Raw genomic sequence first — 22,824 nt, forward strand, 5'->3', positions numbered from 1 at the left:
CCGTGCCTGCCCTCGGACGGAACCTGCAATCTTCCAGGATCGCAGCCGACCTCAGCCGATCTCAGTCGCCCTCAGCCGACCTCAGCCGATCTCAGTCGCCCTCAGCTGTCCGCGCTGTCCGCGCTGTCCGCGCCGACCCCGCAGTGCTCGATGAAGCGGTGTGAGCGGGGAGCGTACGTGCCCGCCAGGTTGCCCTGGGCGCGTTGGGCGGTGCACCCGGTGCGCATCCGGGAGTCGGGGCGGGTGATGTCCTCGCCGACCGGAGTGAAGTCGCGGCCCCGGTAGTACGCGACACCGGCCCGGCCCGAGGATTCACCGCTGTTGTAGAAGATCGAGCGGACCGGTTTCTCCCGCGTCCAGAGGCAGTGCTCCTTGCCGGAGAGCCAGTCGCGGTCGTCCTGTTCCCAGGCGCACATGTCGCCCATCCCGTTCTGCTCGCTGAAGAAGCAGACGGATCCGAGCGGGCAGCGGGCATAGCCGTACGAGAGCCCGTCACCGCTCTGCGGGCGCAGCCCGAGATAGGTGAAGGCCGAGGCGGCCAGCAGGGCCACGACCGCGGTGACGGTGGCGAGCAGGGCGGGACGGCGGATCCGGCGGGTGCGGGGCCGGCGGGCGCGGGACAGTTGGGTGTGGGACGGGTGGGGCGAGCGCAACAGCCGGGGCGGGCGGAACAGCCGGGGCGGGCGACCCGTGCCCGTGACCGCCTCGACCCGCCGCAGCAGCGTGGCCGAGTCGAGCGCCGAGCGTCCGGTGTGCGTGGGCGCGAGACAGTCGGTGATGATCTCCCGCCAGGCATCGGTGAGTTCGGGCGAGAGACGCAGTGTGTCGGTACCGCGCGCATAACGTGTCGCCGCGTCGACGCGCGCCTCGGTCGTGGCGCCGGGCAGCGGATACGTGCCGGTGAGCACGAGGTGCGCGAGCACCCCGAAGGCCCAGATGTCGGCGCTCGGACGGATCCGTGCGCCGCGCTCGTCCATCTCGGGCCAGAGCAGCTCGGGCGGAGTGTAGTCGGGCGTCGCGAACGCGGGCGTGTACGCATGCGTGCCCTCCAGTTCGGCGGCCATGTTGAAGTCCGCGAGCCGCACCGAACCGTCCGCCATCACCAGGACGTTGGCGGGCTTGAGGTCCCCGTGCACCCAGCCCGCTTCATGCAGCTGGTGGATGCCCTCGGCGACCTGCGCGAGCAGCGCGGGCGCCCCGGGCGCCGGTCCGTCGGCGAGCAGGTCCTCGACGGACTGCCCGGCCTTCTCCAGTACGAGCACGGTGGCGCCGTCGAGTTCGGGATCCTCCGGGGCCTCGGCCGTCCGGGTCTCGTACATCCGGATCAGCCTGGGCGCGCGCAGCCGGCTCAGCAGCTCGACCTCGCGCTCGGCGAGTTCGCGCAGGTGGCGCAGCTGGCGGGGGGTGCGGGTGCCGGTGGGCAGGAACTTCAGCGCCACCTCGCCCGGCAGCCCGGACTCCGGCGCCTTGTGCACCCGTACGGAATCCTCCGCCTCCGCTTGTACGGAGTCCTCCGCCTCACCCCGTACGGACCCGTCCGGCTCCGCTCGTACGGACCCGTCCGCCTCAGCCCGTACCAGCTCCGCCGCGTACACCGTGGCGAAGGCCCCGGAGCCGACCGGTTCGCGGACCTTCCAGGGGCCGACCCGGAAACCGGCCGGCACGTCGACGGCGAGGCTCTCCTCCGCGCGCGGCGGCCCGCTCATCCGGCTGCCTTCCCGGCGACGGTCCTTCCGGAGGGGGCCGGCCCGGACCCGGCCCTTCCGGAACCAGGCCTTCCGGAACCAGGCCTTCCGGAACCGGCCTTCCCGGAGTCGTCCGCCCCTCCGCCCGTGGGCGCGAGGACCACGAGATCGCTCTCGCGCACCAGATCGAACCGCAGCGCCAGCGAGACCAGCGACTCCTTCTTGCCGTTGGCGCGCCGTCCGCTCTCCGCGTCCTCGGGGCGCAGCCGCAGCTTCATCGTGAGGTAGTCGATGTTCCAGTAGACCGAGGTGCGGCTGATCGCCGGACAGGTGGGGCGCAGCCGCTCCACCAGCTCCTCGACGGTCGGCAGCGGCGCCCGCGGGGCGCCGCGCAGCCGCGGCTCGCACAGGGCGGCGAGGACCGCGTAGTAGCGCTTGGTGGGGTCGAGTGAGAAGGCCGGCGCGGTGGCCGGGCCCGGCAGCGCACTGCGGTCGGCGCTGCGGAAGGCGTGCCGCGGCGCCCAGACGTCGAAGCTCAGCAGATCGCCGCCCGCCGGCAGTACCACCCGCGCGAACTCGAAGGGCACGGGCGCGTCCAGCCGCCCCGGCGTGATCTTGATGTGCTCGCCGGCGCCCTCCGGGTTCTCCACCACGTATGTCTGGTCCGTGCTGAAGTTGCTGATCAGCCAGAACGAGCGGTGCGCGGTGATCTCGCCCGCGGCCCGCGGCACACCCTCGTGATCGATGACGAGCCCGCCGTCCGCGGCAGCCGCCCGCCCGAACGCGACCCGCTCACCGCTCCCGATCCGGAACTGCCGCTCCGGCCCCGCACCGCCCGGTGGCACGACGATGACACTGAACATAGTTGTGATCCCCCCTCACGACGGCATGCAGCGTAAGGGACTGAGGTGAACGCCCGGCCCCGGTCCGCGAAGCGGCCGCGCCCCGCCTCGGTCGAGGCAGGACGCGGCCGCTTTGCGGACCATCGGATTCCGCATGGCCGGTCCGCAGGCCGCGACCCCTCGCGGCCCGTCCCCCCGTACCGCCCGTCCCCCGTACCGCCCGGCTCAGTACCGCCCGGCTCAGTACCGCCCGGCTCAGTACCGCGGACGCGCGAACCAGGCCGAGCCCGAGGGCACTGCCGGGGCGGCCGCGATGATGGCGCCGAAGACGATCCACAGGATCGGGAAGACCGTGGCGCTGGCCGTGCCGGTGTCGAGGCCGGCGAACAGCGAGATCAGACCGAAGACCGCGCCGAGCGCGCCGTACACGATGGCGGTGATGCGGATGCCCTGGCCGCCGTTGCCGAACTTCACCCCGAGGGTGATGGAGAGCGCGGCGAGACCGGCCGCGATCAGCGCGAACACGAAGAACACCCCGGCGGCCGCGTCCGCGCCGTCGGAGCCGAAGCCGTAGCCGATGTCGTCGGCGGCGTCGCCGATGTCGCTGGCGAAGGCCGCCAGGTAGACGAGGCCGAGGGCGCCGATGATCTGCACGGCGGAGATGATGAACAGGAACACGCGGGCCGTCACGAGCAGGCCCGGCATCGTCATCGGCATCATGTTGCCGCCCGGGTAACCGGGGTATCCGGGCTGCTGCGGGTATCCGGGCTGTTGCGGGTAGCCGTAGCCCGGCTGCTGCGGCGGCACGGAGGGCGGTTGCTGCTGGGGGTAGCCGTAACCGGGTGCGGCGGGCGGCTGCTGGGGCGGCTGGCCGTAGGGGTTGTTCGGATCGCCGTAACTCATGGCGGTTGACTCCTCCGTGGGTGATGCGGGGACGACGCGGTTCGCTGTACGGAGGAAGGTCTGAGTCTCGCAGCGGCCGTCCCCCCGGTCACTCCCGCGGCACTGTGCCCGCCCATGCTTCTAGGCGTGCCTGTACTTGTCCACCCGCATTCCGTATGTGTTGTGCAAGTGCAACCTCTTCGATCTTGAACCGGCAAAATGTCACGATCACGTGACGCGCCCCCGGGAGAACCGCGGCAGCCGATTGGAGACCGGAACCCCCGATCGGCGAGGATGGGGGCCATGACCGCCCAGATTCTCGATGGCAAGGCCACCGCAGCCGCGATCAAGACCGAGCTCGCCGAACGTGTGGCGGTGCTCAAGGCACGCGGCATCACGCCCGGACTCGGCACCGTGCTCGTCGGCGAAGACCCCGGCAGCCAGAAGTACGTCGCGGGCAAGCACCGCGACTGCGCCCAGGTCGGTATCGCCTCCATCCAGCGCGAACTGCCCGCGACGGCCTCGCAGGAGGAGATCGAGGCGGTCGTCCGCGAGCTCAACGACGACCCGGCCTGCACCGGCTACATCGTCCAGCTTCCGCTGCCCAAGGGCATCGACGAGAACCGCATCCTCGGCCTGATGGACCCGGCCAAGGACGCCGACGGACTGCACCCGACCAACCTCGGCCGCCTCGTCCTGAACGAGCCCGCTCCGCTGCCCTGCACGCCCAACGGCGTGATCACACTGCTCAGGCAGTACGGGGTGGAGATCGCCGGAGCCGAAGTGGTCGTCGTCGGCCGTGGCGTGACCATCGGACGCTCCATGCCGCTGCTGCTCACCCGCCGCTCCGAGAACGCGACCGTGACCCAGTGCCACACCGGCACCCGGGACCTGGCCGCGCACCTGCGCCGCGCCGACATCATCGTGGCGGCGGCGGGCGTACCGCACCTGATCAAGCCGGAGGACGTGAAGCCGGGCGCCGCCGTCCTCGACGTCGGCGTCTCGCGCGACGAGAGCGGCAGGATCCGCGGCGACGTGCACCCCGGGGTCGCCGAGGTCGCGGCCTGGATCTCCCCGAACCCGGGCGGCGTCGGCCCGATGACCCGGGCACAGCTGCTTGTCAACGTGGTCGAGGCGGCGGAGCTGGCGGCCGGAGCGCACGGTGTCGGCTGAGGGGCCGGTGACCGGGGCCGCCGGGGAGCCGTCCGCGGGGGAGCCGTCCGCGGAGCCCGCGTCCGGTTCCGAGGCGCCGCGGGCCTCGGGTGTCTCCAAAGCCGCCCGGGCCTCGGGTGCCTCCGAAGCTCCGCGGGCCCCGGCCGTCTCCGAGGCCTCCGGGACTTCCGAGGCGCCGGCCAGGAAGAAGTCCCGCCGCTTCCCCTCCATCACCAAGGACACGGCCCGGCCCGAGGGCGGTGGCCGGGCGGCGCCCGGGGACGCGCCCGCGCCCGCGCGGCAGTGGCCCATGCTCACGGTGCTCGTGCTGACCGGGACCGGTCTGCTCCTCACGGCCTTCGACGTCTGGCGCCCCGGCATCATCACGATCGGCGCCGCCCTGCTCACGGGCGCGGTGCTGCGCTGGGCGCTCCCCTCGGTCGGCATGCTCGCGGTCCGCTCACGCTTCACCGACCTGCTCACGTACGGGATCCTGGGCACCGCGATCGTGCTCCTCGCGCTGATGGCACAGCCGGATCCGGTCCTGGAGATCCCGTTCCTGGACGACACCCTCCACTTCACGATCAGCAGCTGACGGGTCCGCATCGGCAGCTGACGGGTCCGCATCGGCAGTCGACGGGCCCGCATCGGCAGCCGACCGGCCGGGCACCGGCCCTCGGCCCGGCCCGCGCTGTCGGAGCCGTCGCGTACTGTGAGCACCGACCACTGACCAGGGGTTCCCGCCGGTCCGGCCTCCGCGGATGGGACACTTCAGAAGATTGAACAGGGCGCGCACCGTGGCGGGCCCTGACCCGAATGGCTCCCGTGCGCCGGTGCCGGGGGAACCGACACCTTGCCTTTGGGCATCCCTGTGGTTAGCCATGGGGGAGCGGCCGACCGTCCTGCCTGGTCGGCGCGGGCGCCAGAGGGAACGCAGGGCGTCACACGAGGGTACGTCCGGGCACGACACGGGGGGACAAGGGGGAAGCAATGCCTCGCTGGAGGGCGCTGCCGGAGGAACTCGACCCGCAGGTGCGCGAGTTCGCGAGCCAGCTGCGGCGGCTCGTCGACCGCAGCGGGCTGAGCATCGCCGCGGTGTCGGACCGTACGGGCTACAGCAAGACGTCGTGGGAGCGTTATCTCAACGGCAGGCTGCTCGCCCCCAAGGGCGCCATCGTGGCCCTTGCCGAGGTCACCGGCACCAACCCGATGCACCTCACCACCATGTGGGAGCTCGCGGAGCGCGCCTGGAGCCGCTCCGAGATGCGGCATGACATGACGATGGAGGCGATCCGGATCTCCCAGGCGCGCGCGGCGCTGGGCGAATTCGGCCCCAACCCCCCGAGGGACGGCACCGGAAAGCCCCGCACCGGCTCCCCGTCCGCCTCAACGGCCCACCCCCCGACCCAGCCGGCCTCGACGTACCCGCCGCGCACAAGCGCCCCCTCCGCCGACCAGGGCTCCTACGGCCCGCCGTCGGGCCCGGGCCGCCCCCGGGGCGGCGCGCCCTCCGGCGGCTCTCCGGACGGACCGCCCCGCAGGGGCAGGCTCACGATGCTCCTCGCGGGCCTCGTGGGCGCCGCGGTCGTCATCGCGGCGGTCTTCTTCCTCACCGACTTCGGCAAGGGCGACGACGGCGATCCCGACGCCGGCAAGTCCCCCACCGCACCTGCCACGACTGCCCCGGAGCTGCCGGAGGGCGTGGAGTGCCACGGCGACTCCTGCACGGGCCAGGACCCGGAGACCATGGGCTGCGGCGGCGCCTTCGCCACGACGGCCCGCGAGGTCACGGTCGGCCCGGCCAAGGTCGAGGTCCGCTACAGCAAGGCCTGCGGCGCGGCCTGGGCCCGCATCACGGCCGCCAGTCCCGGCGACAAGGTGGAGATCCGCGCGGACGGCGAGACCGCCCGAACCGCCGAGGCGGACGCCGACTTCAACGCCTACACGACCATGCTCCCGGCAGCCTCCCCCGACTCCGTCAAGGCCTGCGCCACCCTCCTCGACGGCAAGAAGGGCTGCACGAAGTAGCCGAGGGCGCGGGACCCGGGGGCGAGTTCCGCGGTGTCGCCCACCGATCGGGTGCGTCCCCCTGCCCGTGTGGGCCGGACCACACATGCCCCGGAACGCAGTGCTCGTCTCGCGGTATAGCCTGGCCCGTGGATCTCCCTTGACGTCAAGAGATCGATCATCCGGCGTCAGCGGGGGAACCACAGGACTTGGGGCAGGGACCCCCACCGCCAGCTGTCTTAACGGAGATCGCCATGACCCGCACTCCCGTGAATGTCACCGTCACCGGCGCGGCCGGCCAGATCGGTTACGCGCTGCTCTTCCGTATCGCCTCCGGGCACCTGCTGGGCCCGGACGTGCCGGTCAAGCTGCGTCTCCTGGAGATCCCGCAGGGCATGAAGGCCGCCGAGGGCACCGCCATGGAGCTCGACGACTGCGCCTTCCCGCTGCTGCAGGGCATCGACATCTTCGACGACCCGAACAAGGGCTTCGAGGGCGCCAACGTCGGTCTGCTCGTCGGTGCCCGCCCGCGCACCAAGGGCATGGAGCGCGGTGACCTCCTGGAGGCCAACGGCGGCATCTTCAAGCCGCAGGGCAAGGCCATCAACGACCACGCCGCGGACGACGTCAAGGTGCTCGTCGTCGGCAACCCGGCGAACACCAACGCGCTGATCGCCCAGGCCGCCGCCCCGGACGTACCGGCCGAGCGCTTCACCGCGATGACCCGCCTCGACCACAACCGTGCGCTCTCGCAGCTCTCGAAGAAGACCGGCGTGCCGGTCGGCGAGATCAAGAAGCTCACGATCTGGGGCAACCACTCCGCCACCCAGTACCCGGACATCTTCCACGCCACGGTCGGCGGCAAGAACGCCGCCGAGGTCGTGAACGACGAGAAGTGGCTGGCCGAGGACTTCATCCCGACCGTCGCCAAGCGCGGTGCCGCCATCATCGAGGCCCGTGGCGCCTCCTCGGCCGCCTCCGCCGCCAACGCCGCCATCGACCACGTGTACTCGTGGGTCAACGGCACCGCGGACGGCGACTGGGTCTCGATGGGTATCCCGTCGGACGGTTCGTACGGTGTGCCCGAGGGCCTCATCTCCTCGTTCCCCGTCACCACCAAGGACGGCACGTACGAGATCGTCCAGGGCCTTGAGGTCAACGAGTTCTCGCGCACCCGGATCGACGCCTCGGTCCAGGAGCTCTCGGAGGAGCGTGAGGCGGTCCGCGCCCTCGGTCTGATCTGAGCCGGTCGCACGAGCCGAAGTCCCGGTCCCCGTATGGGGGCCGGGACTTCGGCTTGCTGCCCGTTCGGGGACCGGGATCAGCCCTGCTGCTTCTGCAGCTCCGCCAGGTCCACCGTCTCGCCGGCCGCCGGGGTCTCGCTCGGCACCGGCTCGTCGAAGTCCGAGAACAGGACGGTGTTCTTCTTGCCGTCCTCCTCGCTGACGATCCGCAGCGGGTAGGGCTCACCCTCGGTGGCGACGTCGATGGTGGACTCCTCGCCGTCCTCGGTCCCGTGGATCGCGATGGTCTCCTGACCGTCGACGGAGCCCTTGTCGCCCTTCTTCATGTCGCCGGAGTTGTTGTCCGACTTCATGTCCGCCTGCAGTGCCGTGAGGTTGCAGGAGGAGGAGAAGGACTGCATCTGCGGGTCGTTCGCATCGCCGACGAGGTACTTGTCGCCGACCAGCGCCGAGACGGCCTCGCCCTGCGGGCCGCCCGTGGCCTTCCAGAAGTCCTTGTCGGCCTTCATCCAGACCTTCTCGCCGACCTTGAGGATCTCGAAGCTGCCCTTGCCGGGCGCCATGTCGAAGGTGCCGGCGCAGTTGCCGTCCTGGTCGACGGCGAGGTCGAAGGCCTGCGGGCCGTCGCTTCCCGCCTCGCCGCTCTCCATCTTCATCCGCAGCGACTTGGCCTCGAGCAGCGCCTGCTGCGCCGCGTCGCTGATCTCCTTGGCGCTCTTGTCGGCGATCCCGTTCCCGCCGGAGCCGCTCGAATCGTCACCGCATGCGGCGAGTGTCCCCACCAGGAGTCCCGCACACAGTGTGATTCCCGCCGCACGCATCGTCCGTCGCTGCAACTTGGGCATTGCTTCCCCTTCGTCTGTCGCACCTGCCTGTTTGCGGTGCTTTGGTATAGATGGCCCTGACGTCGAGTGACCCCAGCCACTTTCCGTGTACGGAGACGCATGCTTTCCCGCCTTCAGGGCAGGGGCATCCGATCACCGTGGAGTACGCGGGGTCAAAAGCACCGTGATCGGAAGGCAAGGCGAGAAGTGTCGGCACAACAGACCATCCATGTGGACGGAGAGTGGCGCAGTGCCCTCGACGGTTCCACACGCGACATCCTCGACCCCGCCGAGGCCCGCCCGTTCACGAGCGTCGCCGAGGGCGGCGCCCGGGACGCCGATCTGGCGATCGCCGCGGCGCGCCGCGCCTTCGACGAGGGCCCCTGGCCCGCCACCCCGGTGGCCGAGCGGGCCGCGCTGCTGCGCAGGGTCGCGGACTTCCTCGTACGCGACCGTGAGGAGCTCGGGCGGCTCGAGGCCCAGGACGCGGGCAAGACCGTCGAGGAGGGCCGGGTCGACGTCGACTGTGTGGCCGACGCCTTCCGCTACTTCGCCGATCTCGTCGCCGCCGAGGGCCCGGGCCGGGTCGTCGACGCGGGCAGCGACACCGTGCACAGCGTCGTCGTGCACGAGCCGGTCGGCGTCTGCGCGATGATCACGCCCTGGAACTACCCGCTGCTCCAGGCCAGCTGGAAGATCGCCCCGGCGCTCGCCGCGGGCAACACCTTCGTCATCAAGCCCAGCGAGATCACCCCGCTGACCACGGTCGCGCTGATCCGCCTGCTCGAAGAGGCCGGTCTGCCGGCCGGTGTCGCCAACATCGTGACCGGCCCCGGCCACACCGTCGGCGCCCGCTTCGCCGAGCACGAGGACGTCGACCTCATCTCCTTCACCGGCGGCCTCGTCTCCGGTACGAAGGTGGCCGAGGCGGCCGCCAAGTCGGTCAAGAAGGTCGCCCTCGAACTCGGCGGCAAGAACCCCAACGTGGTCTTCGCCGATGCCTGCGCCACCGACGAGGGCTTCGACACGGCCGTCGACCAGGCGCTGAACGCCGCGTTCATCCACAGCGGCCAGGTCTGCTCGGCCGGCGGCCGGCTCATCATCGAGGAGTCCGTCCGCGAACGCTTCGTCGACGAGCTCACCCGCCGCGCCGAGCGCATCCGGCTCGGCCGCGGCACCGGCGACGGTGTCGAGTGCGGTCCCCTCGTATCGCAGCAGCAGCTGGAGAAGACCGAGGGCTTCGTGGCCTCCGCGCTCAAGGAGGGCGCGGTGCTGCGCACCGGCGGCAAGCGCCCCGAGCCGAACGAGCACCGCAGCGCCGAGGGCTACTTCTTCCAGCCGACCGTCCTCGACCACTGCCACCGCGAGATGCGCGTGGTGCGCGAGGAGGTCTTCGGACCCGTCCTGACCGTCGAGACCTTCACGACGGAGGACGAAGCGGTCGCCCTCGCCAACGACACCGAATACGGTCTCGCCGGCGGCGTGTGGACCACCGACGCGGGCCGGGCCCGCCGCATGGCGCGCCGGCTGCGGCACGGCACCGTCTGGATCAACGACTTCCACCCCTACCTGCCGCAGGCGGAGTGGGGCGGCTTCGGCAAGTCCGGTGTCGGCCGCGAGCTCGGCCCCGCGGGCCTCGCCGAGTACCGCGAGTCCAAGCACGTCTACCAGAACCTGGACCCGAAGCCGGTCCGCTGGTTCGCGGGCTGATCACGGCGTCATCCGGTGGCGCGGGCCGATCCCCCGCGCCACCTCCCCTCCCCACAGCACACCCAGCAAGAAGCCAATAAGCGCAGAACCTTGCAGCATCACGAAGAGGAGCACCGCACAATGCCTCAGTACGACTACGTGGTCATCGGGGGCGGCACCGCAGGGTCGGTGATCGCGTCCCGGCTGACCGAGGACCCCGGCGTCAAAGTGGCCGTCATCGAGGGCGGCCCCAGCGACGTGGGGCGCGACGACGTGCTCACGCTGCGCCGCTGGATGGGTCTGCTGGGCGGTGAACTCGACTACGACTACCCGACCACCGAGCAGCCCCGCGGCAACTCCCACATCCGGCACAGCCGCGCCAAGGTGCTCGGCGGCTGCTCCAGCCACAACACCCTGATCGCGTTCAAACCGCTGCCGTCCGACTGGGACGAGTGGGCCGAGAACGGGGCCAAGGGCTGGGACGCGGAGTCGATGTCCCCGTACTTCGACAAGCTCCTCAACAACATAGTTCCGGTCGGCGAGCTCGACCGGAACCAGATAGCCCGCGACTTCGTCGACTCCGCGCAGACCGCGCTCGGGGTGCCGCGCGTCGACGGCTTCAACAAGCAGGCCTTCGACGAGGGCGTCGGCTTCTTCGACCTCGCGTACCACCCGGAGAACAACAAGCGCTCCAGCGCCTCCGTCGCGTATCTCCACCCCGTGATGGACCACCGCCCCAACCTCACGATCATGCTGGAGACCTGGGCGTACAAGCTGGAACTCGACGGCACCACCGCCCGCGGTGTGCACGTCCGTACGAAGGACGGCGAGGAGCAGTACATCGAGGCCACGCGCGAGGTTCTGGTCTGCGCCGGCGCGGTGGACACCCCGCGGCTGCTGATGCACTCCGGTATCGGCCCGCGCGAGCAGCTCGAAGCGCTGGGCATCCCCGTGGTGCACGACCTGCCGGGCGTCGGCGAGAACCTGCTCGACCACCCCGAGTCCGTGATCGTCTGGGAGACGAACGGACCGATCCCCGAGAACTCGGCGATGGACTCCGACGCGGGCCTCTTCGTGCAGCGGGACCCGGAGTTCAAGGGCCCCGACCTGATGTTCCACTTCTACCAGATCCCGTTCACGGACAACCCGGAGCGGATCGGCTACGAGCGTCCCGAGCACGGTGTCTCGATGACGCCGAACATCCCCAAGCCGAAGAGCCGCGGCCGGATCTACCTGACCAGCGCGGACCCCGAGGTCAAGCCGGCCCTCGACTTCCGGTACTTCACCGACGAGGACGACTACGACGGCCGCACCCTCGTCGACGGCATCAAGATCGCCCGCGAGATCGCCAAGACCGAGCCGCTCGCCTCCTGGCTGAAGCGCGAGGTCGCCCCCGGCCCCGAGGTGACAAGTGACGAGGAACTGAGCGCCTACGCGCGCCAGGTCGCCCACACCGTGTACCACCCTGCGGGCACCTGCCGTATGGGTGCCTTTGATGATGAACTTGCCGTAGTGTCCCCGGATCTGACGGTTCGTGGGCTCAGCAACATCCGGATCGCCGACGCCTCGGTGTTCCCGACGATGACCGCGGTCAATCCGATGATCGGGGTCCTGATGGTGGGCGAGAAATGCGCCGAGCTGCTGACCGGGAGTGATGCCTGATGACCGCCGACCTGAGCAAGGACAACGAGAGCGGCCCCGTCTTCGAGGTACGGGACCTGTGGAAGGTCTTCGGACCGAAGGCGGACCGTGTCCCGGCCGACCCGGAGAACGCGGGCCTTTCCACGGCCGAACTGCGCGCGAAGACCGGCTGCACCGCCGCCGTCCGTGACGTCAGCTTCGAGGTGCAGCGCGGCGAGGTCTTCGTCGTCATGGGCCTCTCCGGCTCCGGCAAGTCGACCCTCGTACGGACCCTGACCCGGCTCATCGAGCCGACCAGCGGCTCCATATCCATCAACGGCGAGGACGTCCTCGCCATGGACAAGAACCGGCTGCGCGAACTGCGCCGGCACAGCGCCGCGATGGTCTTCCAGAACTTCGGCCTGCTGCCGCACCGCACCGTTCTCGACAACGTCGCCTACGGCCTGGAGATCCAGGGCGTCGGCAAGGCCGAGCGGCGCGCCAAGGCGATGCAGGTCGTCGAGAAGGTCGGCCTCGCCGGCCTCGAACAGCGCCGCCCCGGCCAGCTCTCCGGCGGCCAGCAGCAGCGCGTCGGCCTGGCCCGCGCGCTCGCCGTCGACCCCGAAGTGCTCCTCTTCGACGAGCCGTTCAGCGCCCTCGACCCGCTGATCCGCCGCGACATGCAGGAGGAGGTCATCCGCCTGCACCGCGAAGAGGGCCGCACCATGGTCTTCATCACCCACGACCTCTCCGAGGCGCTCCGCCTGGGCGACCGCATCATGCTGATGCGCGACGGCGGCATCGTGCAGCTCGGCACCGCCGAGGAGATCGTCGCCAACCCGGCGGACGAGTATGTACGGGACTTCGTCCGTGACGTGGCCCGCGAGCAGGTCATCTCGGTGCGCCGCGCGATGCGTCCCGGCGGCTGCGGAGCCGCCGAGCACACCCTGCCCGTGCTCGACCCGGACATGGTGGTCGCCGACGCGATCGAGACCGTCGTCCGCCGCGGGGAGAGCACCTGTGTCGTGCAGGACGACGTCTGCCTCGGCTCCGTCGACGAGTCGATGCTGCTCGCCGTCATCGCCGGACTCGACGGCGAGGGTGAGCAGCAGGGCAAGGCGGTGGCCGCCGTATGAGCCACTCCGGCAGTAGCAGAAGGGGGCGTTCCATATGACCGCCCCGACCCTTGACCGTCCCGTGAAGAGCGATGCAACGGACGAGGTGCGGCCGCCCGGTGCGTTCGCCCGGCTCGCCGCCCACCCCAAGGTCATCGCCCTGGTGGCCGCGCTGCTCGTCGCGGTGGTCTCCGCGGCCGTCGCCGGCAGCGGCGCCTGGCCCGAGGGCCTGACCGCCGATGTCCGCAGCCCGCTGCGGGACTTCAACGAGTGGCTGGTCGACAACCGCACCAGCCACCCGGTCTTCCTGTACTTCCTGCTGCACATCTCCAACACCGCCGACTCCGCCGTCGACGGCGTGTTCAGCTTCCTGGAGACGCTCGGCTTCATCGGTGTCACCGTGGCCGCCGTGCTCATCGCCTGGTACGCGGGCGGCGCGGACCTGCGCCGCCGCGCCCTGGTCACCGCGGGCACCGCGTTCGGCACCTTCGCCTTCATCGGCCTGTTCGGCATGTGGGAACCGGCGATGGACACGCTGTCGCTGATGGTGGTCTGCGTCACCGTGGCCGCCGCCATCGGTGTGCTGCTCGGCCTGTTCGCCGGTCTCTCGGACCGCGGCCAGCGGATCATGCGCCCGGTCTTCGACACGATGCAGGTGCTGCCCGCCTTCTCGTATCTGCTGCCGTTCGTGCTGATCTTCGGCATCGGTGTCCCCTCGGCCTTCGTGGCCACGGTCATCTACGCCGTGCCGCCGATGGCGCGCCTGACCGCCCTCGGTCTGCGCGGCGCCGACCCGGCGGCCCTGGAGGCCTCCGCCTCGCTCGGCGCGAGCCCGGTGCAGCGGCTGTGGACGGCCCGGCTGCCGCTGGCCCGCCGGCAGATGCTGCTCGGCCTCAACCAGACGATCATGATGTGTCTGTCGATGGTCGTGCTCGCCACGATCATCGGAGCCGGCGGTCTGGGCGAGCCCATCTACCGGGCCCTGTCCGTTCTCGACGTCGGTCTGGCGCTGCCGCCCGGCATCGCCATCGTGCTGCTCGCCATCTGGCTGGACCGCACCACGGCCGCCGCCGGTGAGCGCCTCGACGACCCCGCCGCGGCGGTCCGTACGCCTCGGACGGCGTGGATCCTGCGGGGCGCCCTCGCGGCCGCCGTCGCCGCGGCGAGCGTCATCGGCTCGGCCATCGGCCGCACCGAGTGGCCCGAGGAGTGGTCGTTGTCGATGGCCGACCCGGTCAACGACGTCACCGGCTGGATCGAACGCGAACTCTCCTCCGGCATCCCGGTCATCGGCGGTACGCACACCTGGGCCGAAGGCTTCGCAGAGCACGTGCTCAACCCGCTGCACAGTGCCCTGGTCGGCACCCCGTGGTGGGCGCTGATCCTGGTCGCGGGTGTCATCGCGTTCCTCGTGGGGCGCCTGCGTGCGGCCGTCACCGTCGTCCTCGCGCTCGGTGCGATCGGCGCGATGGGGCTGTGGGACCGCTCCATGAACACCCTGTCGCAGGTGCTCGCAGCCCTGGCGCTGACCCTGCTCATCGGCTTCGCGATCGGTGTGCTGGCCGCCCGGGTCACCTGGGTGGCGCGGCTGATCAGGCCGTTCCTCGACGCGCTGCAGACCATGCCGCAGTTCGTCTATCTGATCCCGATGATCGCCCTGTTCAGCGGTGGCCGTTTCGCCGGTGTCGCGGCCTCGGTGCTCTACGCACTGCCCGCCGTCATCCGCATCACCACCCAGGGCATCCGCGAGATCGACCCGTCCGCGCTCGAAGCGGCCCGTTCGCTCGGCGCCTCGACCTCGCAGCAGCTGCGCCAGGTCCAGCTCCCGCTGGCCCGCCCGGCGCTGCAGCTCGCCGTCAACCAGGGCGTCGTCCTGGTCCTTTCGATGGTGGTCATCGCCGGAATGATCGGCGGCGGCGCGCTCGGCTACGACGTGGTCAAGGGCCTCGCCAAGGGCGATCTGGCACTCGGCCTGACCTCCGGTATCGCGATCGTCTGCCTCGGTGTGCTGCTCGACCGCATCACCCAGCCGGCGGCCTCGGTCAAGGAGCGCACCATGCGCTGACGGCCGTCACCGCCCCCGAGTTTTGTCCACGCACAGCTCAACCTCTGCTGAAACAAAGGAAACCGACACTCATGAAGCTCAGTAAGCGGATGCGCACCTCGCTCATCGCCGGCGCCGGCGCGCTCGGCATGCTCGCCCTCAGCGCCTGCGGCGCCGCCGACACCGGCGGCGACGGCGGCAACTCGGACGAGGTCACCATCACCGTCCCGTCGTGGGTCGGCGCCCAGGCCAACGCCGAGGTCGCCAAGGTGATCCTCGAAGAGGAACTCGACGTCAAGAAGGTCACCCTCAAGACGATGGACGAGCCCATCGCCTGGGACGCCCTCAACAGCGGCGACGCCGACGCGATCCTCGAGGACTGGAACGGCCAGCCCGAGAAGCAGAAGCAGTACATCGACGAGGAGAAGACCGTCGTCAAGGGCGGCGACCTCGGCGTCACCGGCCACATCGGCTGGTTCGTGCCGAAGTACTACGCCGACGAGCACCCCGAGGTGCTCGACTACAAGACCCTGAACAAGGTCGCCAAGGACTTCGCCAGCTCGGAGTCCCAGGGCAAGGGCGAGTTCCTGGGTGCGGCCCCCTCGTACACCACGTACGACCAGTGGCTCATCAAGAACCACAACCTGGACTTCAAGATCAAGGAGACGGGCGCCGAGGCCGCCCAGATCAAGGAGATCCAGCAGAAGTACAAGAACAAGGAGCCGTTCATCACCTACTGGTGGGAGCCGCAGTGGCTCAACGCCGACATCGACCTGGTCGAGGTGAAGCTGCCGGAGTTCACCGAGGGCTGCAACGAGCCCAAGGAGAAGACCGAGTGCGGCTACGCGAACACCCCGCTGCAGAAGTACCTCAACGCCGACTTCGCCGAGAACGGCGGTGACGCGGCCGAGTTCCTGAAGAACTTCCGGTGGACCAACGACCAGCAGAACAAGGTCTCGAAGTGGATCGCCAAGGACAAGATGTCCGGCTCCGAGGCCGCGAAGAAGTGGGTCGAGGAGAACAAGGACATCTGGCAGCAGTGGCTTCCCAAGAGCTGACCCCGCAGCTCTGACGCAGCAGCTGCGAGCAGCAGTTCTGACTCAGGAGTTCTGACGCAGGAGTTCTGACTCAGCGGCTCTGACACACGTGCCGGTGCCGGGCGCCCCGCGGTGCGCCCGGCACCGGCACGTGCGCTTCCTGGGGCCGCCTCCCGCGGACCGGTGCTCAGCCTTGCGGGCGGTGTGCGAGTGAGCCCGGCGTGTAGTGCCCCGGTACGGCCCGGCTGGTGACCGCGATCCGGTTCCACGCGTTGATCACGATGACCTGCGCGACGACCGCGGCGACCTCGTCCTCCGTGAGGACCTTCGCGACGTTCTCGTACACCTCGTCCGGCACGAAGCCCTCGGTGAGGACCGTGACCGCCTCGGTCAGCTCGATCGCGGCGATCTCCTTCTCGGTGTAGAAGTGCTTCGACTCCTCCCACGCGCTCAGCTGGACGATCCGCTCCAGCTTCTCGCCGGCGGCCAGCGCGTCCTTGGTGTGCATGTCCAGGCAGAACGCGCAGTGGTTGATCTGCGAGGTGCGGATCTTGACCAGCTCCGCCGTCACCGGGTCGATGTGCTTCGCGGCCGCGCCGTCCAGGCGGACCATGGCTCGGTAGAAGTCCGGGGCCAGCTTCGCCATGTCGAAGCGGGGCGTGTGTTCGGTTACGTATCCGTTGCTCATGGCAACAAAGCTATGCGCGGGTCGGCCCGCATGTATGGTCCATTTCCATGGTGGATTCGTGGGCCAATCGGATGGCGGACGGCATCCCGGCGGATGGCGTCCCTGCGGACGGCATCCCTGCGGACGGCGCCCGGGGCGCAGGGGCCAGGGCCCTCGGTGTCGATCTGCACCTCGACGTCGGCCGCCACGGCGTGCGCAGGAGCCTCACCGACGCCCTGCGCGAAGCCGTCCGCGGCGGCCGCCTGGGCCCCGGCACCCGCCTGCCGTCCTCGCGCACCCTCGCCGTCGACCTGGGCCTGGCCCGCAACACGGTCGCCGAGGCCTACGCGGACCTGGTCGCCGAGGGCTGGCTCACGGCACGCCAGGGCTCCGGGACACGGGTGGCCGAACGAGCCGTACCCCGTCACGCCCGGCGGCGTGCCGTGAACCGCCCGGCCCGGCGCCTGCCCCGCACCGCGCACGACCTCACGCCCGGCACCCCCGACACCAGCTCCTTCCCGCGCGCCGAGTGGGCCAAGGCCGCCCGCCGCGCCCTGCTCGCCGCCCCCAACGACGCCTTCGGATACGGCGATACGCGCGGCCGCCCCGAACTGCGCACCGCACTCGCCGACTACCTCGCACGGGCCCGCGGCGTCCACGCGGACCCGGACCGCATCGTCGTCTGCGCCGGCTTCCAGCAGGGGCTGCTGCTGCTCGGCCAGGTGCTGCACCGACGCCGCTCCGTACAGGCCGTCGCCGTCGAGTCCTACGGCCTGGCCCACCACTGGCGCCTGCTCACCGACGAAGGGCTGCGCATCCCGCCGCTCGACCACGACGAGCGGGGCACCGCTGTCGGTGAGCCCGGCCCGGTCGGTGCCCTGCTCCTCACCGCCGCCCACCAGTTCCCGCTCGGCGACCCGCTCGCGCCCGAGCGCCGGGCGCAGGCCGTGGACTGGGCGCGGCGCACCGGCGGGCTGGTCATCGAGGACGACTATGACGGTGAGTTCCGCTACGACCGGCAGAGCGTGGGCGCCCTGCAGAGTCTGGACCCGGACCGCGTCGCCTTCCTCGGCACGGCGAGCAAGTCGCTCGCCCCGGGGCTGCGACTGGGATGGATGGTGCTGCCCGAGGACCTGGCCGCCGAAGTGGCCGCCGCCAAGGGCATCTCCGAGTGGGCGACCGGCGCACTCGACCAACTCACCCTCGCGGAGTTCCTGAACTGCGGGGCGTACGACCGTCATGTGCGCTCCATGCGTCTGGTGTACCGCCGTCGCCGCGACGAACTCGTGGCCGCACTCGCCGAACGCGCCCCGCACGTACGGATCCGGGGGATCGCCGCCGGACTCCACGCCGTACTCGAACTCCCGCCCGGCACCGAGCAGTCGGCTCTGCGCGCGGCCGCCTGGCACGGCCTGAAGGTCTCCGGTCTCGGCGCCCTGCGCCACCCCGACACACGTGTCCCGGGACCCGACGGGCTGGTGGTCGGCTACGGACGACCGGCGCAGCACGCCTGGGCGGGGGCGCTCGAGGCGTTGTGCGCGGCGCTGGCCTGAGCGCCTGGTGGAGCGGCGTTCACGGGGCGGGGCGTGTGAGGCATGTAAGAGGCGTGAGGGGGCTTCTGGTTGCGCCGGGTGGCTGGTTTAAGCTCTCTTTCGCAGTCGTACGGGGGAGTGAACATGACAGCCAAGAAGCGGCCGGACGGGAAACCGCGCCGGATGCGTTCCAGCACGGTGATACTCGGCGGCATGGGCGTCCTCGCCGCGGGCCTGTCCGCGTGCAGTTCGGACCCCGACAAGCGGTGCGTGGACCGCGACGACTACGACTACGTCACCGGCTACAAGGTCGTCGACTCCAAGTACTGCGGCAGCAGCTCGAGTTCGAGCTCGCGCAAGAGCCGCTCGGGCAGCTCCGGCAGGGACCGCGTGGACGGCGACTGGTACTACGACGCCGACGTCTCCGGCGGCCGCGCCGAGCACGGCACCTTCAGCCGCTCCGCCGCGGTCGACCGCGGCGGCTTCGGCTGCTCGGGCTCCGGCTCCGGCGGCGGCTGAGCAGAGAGCCGACGGACCGGACATGGAACGCCGCACCCGCACGCCCCGCCCCGGCTGGCAGCAGACCGTCGAGGACCAGGGCGTCATCTACCCGCTCACCCGCTACCCCGACGACTCCCTGCGCCCGTACTGGGACGAGAGCGCCCACTACGTCTTCTCCCTGCCCGAGGTCGAGGCGCTCGAAGAGGTCGTCGAGGAACTGCACGCGATGTGCCTGGCCGCCGCCGCGTACATCGTCGAGCAGGACCGTTTCGCCGACCTCGGCATCACTGATCCGCAGCTCGTCGCCCGCATCCGCGAGGCCTGGCACCGCCGCGCCGAACTCCCTTCCCTCTACGGCCGCTTCGACCTGCGCTACGACGGTACGGGCCCGGCGAAACTCCTCGAGTACAACGCGGACACCCCCACCTCCCTCGTGGAGGCGGCGAGCGCGCAGTGGTTCTGGATGGAGGACGTCTTCCCGGGCGCCGACCAGTGGAACTCCCTGCACGAACGCCTCGTCGAGGCCTGGCGCAGGCAGGCGAAGCTCCTCCCGCCCGGCGCCCCCGTGCACTTCGTGCACACCACAGCCGACGAGATCGGCGAGGACCTGATGACGGTCGCCTACCTCCAGGAGACCGCCGAACAGGCCGGCCTCAAGACGGCCGCCCTGCCCGTCGAGGACATCGGCTGGGACCGCCTGTCCGGCCGCTTCGTCGACCATCGGCTCGGCTTCCTGCGCGCCTGCTTCAAGCTCTACCCCTGGGAGTGGCTGGCCACGGACCGCTTCGGCGGCCACGTCCTCGACACGCTCGACAACGGCGGCGGCACCGGCAGCACCCTGTGGATCGAGCCGGTCTGGAAGATGCTCCTCTCCAACAAGGCGCTCCTCGCCGTCCTCTGGGAGCTCTACCCCGGCCACCCCAACCTGCTCCCCGCCTACCTGGACGGCCCGCGGGACCTCACCTCGTACGTGGCGAAGCCCCTGCTCGGCCGCGAAGGCGCCGGCGTCACGATCCACACGCCCGACGAGGACCGTGCCGTACGCGACGAAACCCCGGCCGTACGGGGGGATGCCCCGCCCGTACGCCACGGTGCTCCCGCCGAAGACGACGAACCCCGCTGCTACCAGGAGCTGGCCCCGCTGCCCGCCTTCGACGGCAACCACGTCGTACTCGGCGCGTGGGTGGTCGAGGACGAGGCGGCGGGACTCGGCATCCGCGAATCATCCGGCCTGGTCACGGACGAGTACGCCCGCTTCCTGCCGCACGTGATCCTCTGACGCCGGGGGCGCGGCGAGGGCGCCCCCGGCCCTACGCGTCCCCGGGCGCTACGCGTCCCCCGCGAGCACGGCCCGCAGCTGGTCGAGCCCCCAGTCCAGATCCTCCTTGGAGATCACCAGCGGCGGCGCGATCCGGATCGTCGAGCCATGCGTGTCCTTGACCAGCACACCCCGGTCCATCAGCTTCTCGGAGATCTCCCGGCCCGTCCCGTACGAGGGATCGATGTCGACCCCCGCCCACAGGCCGCGCCCGCGCACCGCCCGCACCGCGCCGCCGCCGACCAGCAGCCCCAGCTCGTGGTGGAGATGCTCACCCAGCTCGGTGGCCTTCGCCTGGTACTCGCCCGTCTCCAGCATCGCGACCACCTCGAGCGCGACCGCGCAGGCCAGCGGGTTTCCGCCGAAGGTGGACCCGTGCTCGCCGGGCCGGAACACCCCGAGCACCTCCTGCGAGGAGACCGCGGCCGAGACGGGCACGACCCCGCCGCCGAGCGCCTTCCCGAGGAGGTACATGTCCGGGACGACCCCCTCGTGCTCGCACGCGAAGGTCTTCCCCGTACGCCCGAGGCCGGACTGGATCTCGTCGGCGATGAACAGCACCCGCCGCTCACGCGTCAGCTCCCGCACCCCCGCCAGATAGCCCGGCGGCGGCACCAGGACGCCCGCCTCGCCCTGGATGGGTTCGAGCAGCACGGCCACCGTCTCGTCGGTGACCGCCCGGTTCAGCGCTTCGAGATCCCCGTACGGAACGATCTCGAAGCCCGGCGTGTACGGGCCGAAGTCCGCCCGCGCCTCGGGGTCCGTCGAGAAGCTGACGATGGTCGTGGTCCGCCCGTGGAAGTTGTCGGAGGCGACCACGATCTTCGCCCGGCCGTCCGGCACGCCCTTGACCCGGTACCCCCACTTGCGGGCGGTCTTCACGGCGGTCTCCACGGCCTCCGCACCGGTGTTCATCGGCAGCACCATCTCCATGCCGCACAGCGCGGCGAGCCTGGTGCAGAACTCCGCGAACCGGTCGTGGTGGAAGGCCCGGGAGGTCAGCGTCACCCGTTCCAGCTGTGCCTTGGCGGCGTCGATCAGCCGCCGGTTGCCATGCCCGAAGTTCAGCGCCGAGTACCCGGCCAGCATGTCCAGATAGCGCCGGCCCTCCACATCCGTCATCCACGCGCCCTCGGCCGTGGCGACCACGACGGGCAGTGGGTGGTAGTTGTGTGCACTGTGCGCGTCGGCGGACGCGATCAGCGCGTCCGTCCGGCTTTCCGTCATCGACACGGGTTCTCCGTTCATCGTGCGGTGCGTTCTGGGTTTCGCCCCCGTCCCTATCGTCGCTCGCATCCCGCACGAGGAAACCTTGCGTGCCGCGATCTCCCGGACCGGCCTTATGCGGCCACCCGCCCAGACGGTCTCCTGCCCAGGAGGTCTCCTGCTGGGGCCGGGGACCGCCTGCCCGCGCGGCCTCTACGGCCTGATGTCGTAGAGCACGTTGAACGGGTCCTCCGCCGTGGAGCGGACCACCTCGCCGAACCCGGCCTCGGCGGACAGCTCGCGCACCACCGACTCGGGCATCCCGCACGTGCCGAGGGCCGCTCCGCCGCCGGCGAGCGACGTGGTCATGCAGTAGAAGATGCTGAACCCGTAGAACATCGTGGCGATGGGCCCCACGTTGTCCTGGGCGCGGTCCTGGCAGTTGATCTCGAGCATCAGGTAGTCGCCGTCGTCCTTCACCGCGGCCCGGATCGCGGCGAGCAGCCCCTTCGGATCGGTCGCGTCGTGCACGACGTCGAAGGTGGAGACGAGGTCGTAGCGGGCGGGCAGGCCCTTGGCCACGTCGAGCGTCTCGAAGCTCACACGCTCGGCGACCCCGGCCTCCTCGGCGTTCGCCCGCGCCAGCTCCACCTGGGCCGGGAAGAGGTCGTACCCGGTGAAACGCGAGTTCGGGAACGCCTTGGCGAGCACGATCAGGGCACGGCCCGCGCCGCAGCCCACGTCCGCGACGTCGATGCCCTGCTTCAGCTTCTCGACGATGTGCGGGAAGGTGCTCAGCCATTCGTCGACCATGACGCTCTCGAACCAGCTGCCGGTGAACCGGCTCATGCCGCTCCAGAGCATCGGCGGGTAGTCGCTCTGCCGTACGCCGCCGCCCTTGCGGAACGTCTCGGCCAGCCGGTCCAGCGGGGCGAGGGCGGCGGGCGTCATCTCGTAGACACCTCCGACGAACATCTCTCCCGACTCGTCGGCCAGTGCCGGTACGTGCTCGGCGGGCAGCAGGAAGCGGCCGGGCTCCGGTTCCTCCAGATAGCCCGCGGCGGTGAGCCCGCGCAGCCATTCGCGTACGTACCGCTCGTTCAGGTCGAGCCGGTCCGCGAGCTCCTGGCTGGTGAGGGGACCGTTGGCAGCAAGGTCCTTGAACAGGCCGAGGCGGTCTCCCAGGTGGCAGAGCCCCACCACCATCATCCCGCTGATGTCGCCGACGACCTTCCCCATGAAGGCCTCGAGCTTCGCTTCGTCAAGTGCTTGTGGTGCCGTCATGATCCGCCTCGCCTACCGCTCGGGAGCACGGCCGCGGAGGGCGACCGTGCCAGGTCAGGCACGGTTTGTGTCCATGACTGAGCGTACCGAGCGGCGGGTTCCGTGGCCGTGCCATGTTCCGAGGCATCTGGTACGGGAGGCTACGGGAGGTACGGCCCTCGGTGAGCCGGGGGAG

At 70.7% G+C, this 22,824-nt stretch carries 19 protein-coding genes; 12 read left to right on the plus strand and 7 right to left on the minus strand.

Annotated elements, in window-relative coordinates; translation table 11 throughout:
- Positions 1 to 101: 101 nt before the first annotated feature.
- From ACLF6P_RS22670 to ACLF6P_RS22680, 3 genes are all read right to left on the minus strand, one after another.
- Positions 102 to 1,706 (minus strand): protein kinase domain-containing protein, encoded by a 1,605-nt coding sequence (locus tag ACLF6P_RS22670; RefSeq protein ID WP_415952477.1) that lies wholly within the window; start codon positions 1,704 to 1,706, stop codon positions 102 to 104.
- On the minus strand, positions 1,703 to 2,548 hold the full coding sequence (locus tag ACLF6P_RS22675; protein WP_415952478.1) for an FHA domain-containing protein: 846 nt from the start codon (positions 2,546 to 2,548) through the stop codon (positions 1,703 to 1,705). Before ACLF6P_RS22675 ends, ACLF6P_RS22670 begins: the two co-directional genes overlap by 4 nt.
- Before the next feature lie 234 nt (positions 2,549 to 2,782).
- Entirely contained in the window at positions 2,783 to 3,430 is a 648-nt protein-coding gene (locus ACLF6P_RS22680) for a hypothetical protein (RefSeq protein WP_415952479.1), read from the minus strand.
- Positions 3,431 to 3,712: 282 nt separating this feature from the next.
- On the opposite strand from ACLF6P_RS22680, the gene ACLF6P_RS22685 reads away from it, so the two are divergent.
- The 4 genes from ACLF6P_RS22685 to ACLF6P_RS22700 all read left to right on the plus strand — a co-directional run bounded on the left by ACLF6P_RS22685 (position 3,713) and on the right by ACLF6P_RS22700 (position 7,812).
- On the plus strand, positions 3,713 to 4,582 hold the full coding sequence (locus tag ACLF6P_RS22685; protein ID WP_415952480.1) for a bifunctional methylenetetrahydrofolate dehydrogenase/methenyltetrahydrofolate cyclohydrolase: 870 nt from the start codon (positions 3,713 to 3,715) through the stop codon (positions 4,580 to 4,582).
- Complete coding sequence (locus ACLF6P_RS22690) at positions 4,572 to 5,156, plus strand: DUF3017 domain-containing protein (RefSeq protein ID WP_415952481.1); 585 nt, start codon at positions 4,572 to 4,574, stop codon at positions 5,154 to 5,156. Before ACLF6P_RS22685 ends, ACLF6P_RS22690 begins: the two co-directional genes overlap by 11 nt.
- A 395-nt stretch (positions 5,157 to 5,551) precedes the next feature.
- Complete coding sequence (locus ACLF6P_RS22695; protein WP_415952482.1) at positions 5,552 to 6,589, plus strand: DUF2690 domain-containing protein; 1,038 nt, start codon at positions 5,552 to 5,554, stop codon at positions 6,587 to 6,589.
- Between the two features lie 233 nt (positions 6,590 to 6,822).
- Entirely contained in the window at positions 6,823 to 7,812 is a 990-nt protein-coding gene (locus ACLF6P_RS22700; protein WP_415952483.1) for a malate dehydrogenase, read from the plus strand.
- Between the two features lie 77 nt (positions 7,813 to 7,889).
- Here the strand turns inward: ACLF6P_RS22700 and ACLF6P_RS22705 are convergent, their stop codons facing one another.
- On the minus strand, positions 7,890 to 8,657 hold the full coding sequence (locus tag ACLF6P_RS22705) for a hypothetical protein (RefSeq protein ID WP_415952484.1): 768 nt from the start codon (positions 8,655 to 8,657) through the stop codon (positions 7,890 to 7,892).
- Between the two features lie 186 nt (positions 8,658 to 8,843).
- Here ACLF6P_RS22705 and ACLF6P_RS22710 point away from each other — a divergent pair, with 186 nt between their 5' ends.
- From ACLF6P_RS22710 to ACLF6P_RS22730, 5 genes are all read left to right on the plus strand, one after another.
- Complete coding sequence (locus tag ACLF6P_RS22710) at positions 8,844 to 10,346, plus strand: aldehyde dehydrogenase family protein (RefSeq protein ID WP_415952485.1); 1,503 nt, start codon at positions 8,844 to 8,846, stop codon at positions 10,344 to 10,346.
- A gap of 120 nt (positions 10,347 to 10,466) precedes the next feature.
- Positions 10,467 to 11,987, plus strand: a complete 1,521-nt coding sequence (locus ACLF6P_RS22715) for a GMC family oxidoreductase (RefSeq protein ID WP_415952486.1) — start codon at positions 10,467 to 10,469, stop codon at positions 11,985 to 11,987.
- Positions 11,987 to 13,081 carry a quaternary amine ABC transporter ATP-binding protein gene (locus tag ACLF6P_RS22720; protein ID WP_415952487.1) on the plus strand — a complete coding sequence of 365 codons (1,095 nt, stop codon included), beginning with the start codon at positions 11,987 to 11,989 and terminating at the stop codon, positions 13,079 to 13,081. Before ACLF6P_RS22715 ends, ACLF6P_RS22720 begins: the two co-directional genes overlap by 1 nt.
- Positions 13,082 to 13,115: 34 nt before the next feature.
- Positions 13,116 to 15,125, plus strand: coding sequence for an ABC transporter permease (locus ACLF6P_RS22725; RefSeq protein WP_415952488.1), 2,010 nt, complete (start codon positions 13,116 to 13,118; stop codon positions 15,123 to 15,125).
- 71 nt (positions 15,126 to 15,196) lie between these two features.
- A complete protein-coding gene (locus ACLF6P_RS22730) occupies positions 15,197 to 16,162 on the plus strand; it encodes an ABC transporter substrate-binding protein (RefSeq protein ID WP_415952489.1) in 966 nt (321 codons plus the stop codon).
- A 166-nt stretch (positions 16,163 to 16,328) separates the two neighbouring features.
- Here the strand turns inward: ACLF6P_RS22730 and ACLF6P_RS22735 are convergent, their stop codons facing one another.
- A complete protein-coding gene (locus ACLF6P_RS22735; protein ID WP_415952490.1) occupies positions 16,329 to 16,829 on the minus strand; it encodes a carboxymuconolactone decarboxylase family protein in 501 nt (166 codons plus the stop codon).
- 47 nt (positions 16,830 to 16,876) lie between these two features.
- Here ACLF6P_RS22735 and pdxR point away from each other — a divergent pair, with 47 nt between their 5' ends.
- The 3 genes from pdxR to ACLF6P_RS22750 all read left to right on the plus strand — a co-directional run bounded on the left by pdxR (position 16,877) and on the right by ACLF6P_RS22750 (position 20,120).
- The gene (gene pdxR, locus ACLF6P_RS22740) at positions 16,877 to 18,361 is read left to right on the plus strand and encodes a MocR-like pyridoxine biosynthesis transcription factor PdxR (protein ID WP_415952491.1); all 1,485 of its coding nucleotides are present in this window, start codon (positions 16,877 to 16,879) and stop codon (positions 18,359 to 18,361) included.
- Between the two features lie 123 nt (positions 18,362 to 18,484).
- Positions 18,485 to 18,859, plus strand: coding sequence for a hypothetical protein (locus ACLF6P_RS22745; protein WP_415952492.1), 375 nt, complete (start codon positions 18,485 to 18,487; stop codon positions 18,857 to 18,859).
- A 22-nt stretch (positions 18,860 to 18,881) separates the two neighbouring features.
- Positions 18,882 to 20,120 (plus strand): glutathionylspermidine synthase family protein, encoded by a 1,239-nt coding sequence (locus tag ACLF6P_RS22750; RefSeq protein WP_415952493.1) that lies wholly within the window; start codon positions 18,882 to 18,884, stop codon positions 20,118 to 20,120.
- A 48-nt stretch (positions 20,121 to 20,168) separates the two neighbouring features.
- On the opposite strand, the gene rocD is transcribed toward ACLF6P_RS22750, so the two are convergent.
- A complete protein-coding gene (gene rocD / locus ACLF6P_RS22755) occupies positions 20,169 to 21,386 on the minus strand; it encodes an ornithine--oxo-acid transaminase (RefSeq protein WP_415952533.1) in 1,218 nt (405 codons plus the stop codon).
- A gap of 192 nt (positions 21,387 to 21,578) precedes the next feature.
- Positions 21,579 to 22,649: a methyltransferase domain-containing protein gene (locus tag ACLF6P_RS22760; RefSeq protein ID WP_415952494.1), complete on the minus strand. Its 1,071-nt coding sequence runs from the start codon at positions 22,647 to 22,649 to the stop codon at positions 21,579 to 21,581.
- Between the last annotated feature and the right edge of the window lie 175 nt (positions 22,650 to 22,824).

The organism is Streptomyces lothianensis, from assembly GCF_047779955.1.
GTDB lineage: Bacteria > Actinomycetota > Actinomycetes > Streptomycetales > Streptomycetaceae > Streptomyces.

Bases quoted from the DNA above. Each gene is read 5' to 3' on its own strand.
- ACLF6P_RS22670 (WP_415952477.1), bottom strand. From the start codon at position 1,706: ATGAGCGGGCCGCCGCGCGCGGAGGAGAGCCTCGCCGTCGACGTGCCG.
- ACLF6P_RS22675 (WP_415952478.1), bottom strand. From the start codon at position 2,548: ATGTTCAGTGTCATCGTCGTGCCACCGGGCGGTGCGGGGCCGGAGCGG.
- ACLF6P_RS22680 (WP_415952479.1), bottom strand. From the start codon at position 3,430: ATGAGTTACGGCGATCCGAACAACCCCTACGGCCAGCCGCCCCAGCAG.
- ACLF6P_RS22685 (WP_415952480.1), top strand. From the start codon at position 3,713: ATGACCGCCCAGATTCTCGATGGCAAGGCCACCGCAGCCGCGATCAAG.
- ACLF6P_RS22695 (WP_415952482.1), top strand. From the start codon at position 5,552: ATGCCTCGCTGGAGGGCGCTGCCGGAGGAACTCGACCCGCAGGTGCGC.
- ACLF6P_RS22700 (WP_415952483.1), top strand. From the start codon at position 6,823: ATGACCCGCACTCCCGTGAATGTCACCGTCACCGGCGCGGCCGGCCAG.
- ACLF6P_RS22705 (WP_415952484.1), bottom strand. From the start codon at position 8,657: ATGCCCAAGTTGCAGCGACGGACGATGCGTGCGGCGGGAATCACACTG.
- ACLF6P_RS22715 (WP_415952486.1), top strand. From the start codon at position 10,467: ATGCCTCAGTACGACTACGTGGTCATCGGGGGCGGCACCGCAGGGTCG.
- ACLF6P_RS22720 (WP_415952487.1), top strand. From the start codon at position 11,987: ATGACCGCCGACCTGAGCAAGGACAACGAGAGCGGCCCCGTCTTCGAG.
- ACLF6P_RS22725 (WP_415952488.1), top strand. From the start codon at position 13,116: ATGACCGCCCCGACCCTTGACCGTCCCGTGAAGAGCGATGCAACGGAC.
- ACLF6P_RS22730 (WP_415952489.1), top strand. From the start codon at position 15,197: ATGAAGCTCAGTAAGCGGATGCGCACCTCGCTCATCGCCGGCGCCGGC.
- ACLF6P_RS22735 (WP_415952490.1), bottom strand. From the start codon at position 16,829: ATGAGCAACGGATACGTAACCGAACACACGCCCCGCTTCGACATGGCG.
- pdxR (WP_415952491.1), top strand. From the start codon at position 16,877: ATGGTGGATTCGTGGGCCAATCGGATGGCGGACGGCATCCCGGCGGAT.
- ACLF6P_RS22745 (WP_415952492.1), top strand. From the start codon at position 18,485: ATGACAGCCAAGAAGCGGCCGGACGGGAAACCGCGCCGGATGCGTTCC.
- ACLF6P_RS22750 (WP_415952493.1), top strand. From the start codon at position 18,882: ATGGAACGCCGCACCCGCACGCCCCGCCCCGGCTGGCAGCAGACCGTC.
- rocD (WP_415952533.1), bottom strand. From the start codon at position 21,386: ATGACGGAAAGCCGGACGGACGCGCTGATCGCGTCCGCCGACGCGCAC.
- ACLF6P_RS22760 (WP_415952494.1), bottom strand. From the start codon at position 22,649: ATGACGGCACCACAAGCACTTGACGAAGCGAAGCTCGAGGCCTTCATG.